At 69.8% G+C, this 2,616-nt stretch carries 2 protein-coding genes; both read right to left on the minus strand.

Translation table 11 applies throughout. The annotated features are described in order from the left end of the window. On the minus strand, window positions 1-1,988 hold a 1,988-nt coding region (locus AB0G13_RS34500), incomplete at its 3' end, for a type I polyketide synthase (protein ID WP_357883840.1). A 29-nt stretch (window positions 1,989-2,017) separates the two neighbouring features. Beyond that, window positions 2,018-2,616, minus strand: a 599-nt coding sequence (locus AB0G13_RS34505; RefSeq protein WP_357883843.1) for a phosphopantetheine-binding protein, incomplete at its 5' end; no start/stop codon positions are given.

Raw genomic sequence — 2,616 nt, forward strand, 5'->3', positions numbered from 1 at the left:
CCCCACGAGCCGACCAACCGGTACAACGCCACCTGCACCGCGAACAGCCCTGCCTGGGTGTACATCGTCTGGTCCAGCAGCTGCGGCTCGCCCGCAACCACCTCCCGCAACGGCCGCTCGAGATGTTGGTCGAAGTATGCGCAGACCTGATCGAACGCCTCAGCGAATACCGGATACGCCTCATACAGGCCCTGGCCCATCCCGAGCCGCTGGCTACCCTGCCCGGAAAACACCGCCGCCAGCCGACCGGACCCGACGATCCCGGTAACCACCCCCGGTGCCTGATCACCCGCAGCCAGCGCCTGCAGCCCGCCCATCAACGCCGACCGATGCTGGCCGAGCACCACACCCCGGTGGGTGAACCCCGTCGCCCGGCTATCCACCAACGCCCGCCCCACCGTAACCGGCCCGACCTCGGGCCGGTCGGCCACGAACCCGGCCAGCCGCTGCGCCTGCGCCCGCAACGCCACCTCGGTCTTAGCCGACAGCAACCACGGCACCACCCCGCCCGGTAGTACCGGCGACTGCTGGCCCGAGCCCGCCGGGTCGGCCGGTGTGTCCTGCGACGACTCGAACGGTTCGGCCTCTTCCAGGATCTGGAGCGGTTCGGCCTCTTCCAGGATGAGGTGGGCGTTGGTGCCACTGATCCCGAACGAAGACACCCCGGCCCGTCGTGGCCGGCCGTTGCCCGGCCATGGTGTGGCCTCGGTCAGCAGTCGCACCGATCCAGCCGACCAGTCCACATGTGATGACGGGGCGTCCACGTGCAGCGTCCTGGGCATCAACCCATGCCGCATCGCCAGCACCATCTTGATGATCCCGGCGACCCCCGCGGCCGCCTGAGTGTGGCCGATGTTCGACTTCACCGACCCCAACCGCAACGGCTGTTCCGCCGGGCGGTCCTGGCCATAAACGGCGATCAACGCCTGCGCCTCGATCGGATCACCCAACGTGGTGCCCGTGCCGTGCGCCTCCACCACATCCACCTCGCCCGGCGTCAGCCGCGCGTTGGCCAGGGCCTGACGGATCACCCGCTGCTGCGACGGCCCGTTCGGGGCACTCAACCCGTTGGAGGCGCCGTCCTGATTGACCGCGCTGCCCCGCAGCACCGCCAACACCTGATGCCCCCGCCGGCGGGCATCCGACAACCGCTCCAACACCAAAATCCCGACGCCCTCACCCCAACCAGTGCCGTCGGCCGCGTCCGCGAACGGTTTACACCGCCCATCGGCAGCCAACCCACCCTGCCGGGAAAACTCCACAAACGCTCCCGGAGTGGCCATCACCGCTACACCGCCGGCCAGGGCCATCGAACACTCACCCGACCGCAACGCCTGCGCCGCCAGATGCACCGCCACCAACGACGACGAACACGCCGTGTCCACCGACACCGCCGGGCCCTCCAGGCCCAAGGTGTAAGCCACCCGCCCCGACATGACACTCGCAGCGTTCCCGGTAAGGAGGTGTCCCTCGCTCCCGGTCTGCGCGTCGGCGATCATCGAGATGTAGTCCTGCCCGTTGGTGCCCACATACACGCCGGTGTCCGACCCGCGTAGCCCGGACGGGTCGATCCCGGCCCGCTCCAACGCCTCCCAGGAAACCTCCAACAACAGCCGCTGCTGCGGATCCATCGCCACAGCCTCCCGCGGACTGATCCCGAAGAACCCCGCGTCGAACAACGCCGCACCAGTCAGGAACCCACCCTCCCGGGCATAACTGGTCCCCGACCGCGCCGGATCCGGGTCATACAACGACCCGACATCCCAACCCCGATCCACGGGGAACCCACCCACCGCGTCAACACCCTCGACCAGCAACTGCCAAAACCCCTCCGGGTCACCCACCCCACCCGGATACCGACACCCCATCCCCACAATCGCCACCGGCTCGGCGCTGGCGGCCTCCAGTGCCTGTACCCGGCGGTTAGCCTGGCGCAGCTCGGCTACGGTCCGCTTGAGGTACTCGCGCAGCTTGTCGTCGTTGGTCACGGGTGTCCCTCCGGAGCGGGTACGGGCGTTCAGGCCGAGCCGAGCTCGTTGTCGACAAGTTCGAACAGCTCGTCGTCGGTGACCTCGTCCAGGTCGGTGTCGGGCCCGGCGGTCGACTCTGCGGGCAGCGGCGTGGTGAGCCGGGCGACCAGCGCCTGGAGGCGCCAGGCGAGCTGGGCGCGCGTGTCCGCGTCCACGGCCGGTTCGGCGAGCGCGCGCTCCAACCGGTCGAGCTCGGCGACGGCCGGTGCCTCGGCCGGCTCGGCCGGCCACAGCTGGGCCCGGAGATGGTCGGCCAGGGCGGCCGGTGTCGGATGGTCGAAGACCAGCGTGGCCGGCAACGGCAGCCCGGTCGCGGTCGCCAGCCGGTTACGCAGCTCCACCGCGGTCAACGAGTCGAAGCCGAGCTCGCGGAACGCCCGATCAGGTGCGATCGCCTGGGCACTGTCGTGACCAAGGGCTGTAGCCGCGTGGGTACGTATCAGCTCGAGCACCTTCTGCTGGCGCTGCGGACCGGTCAACGCCCGCAACTCAGTGGCCAGCCCTGAATCATCGAGTGGGCCGGGCTCGGCGTCGGCGACGGCGGCCTGTACCTCGGGCAGCCTGGCCAGCAGCGCACTCGGGCGTG

The sequence above is a fragment of the Micromonospora sp. NPDC023633 genome (assembly GCF_040640035.1).
Taxonomy (GTDB): Bacteria; Actinomycetota; Actinomycetes; order Mycobacteriales; family Micromonosporaceae; genus Micromonospora.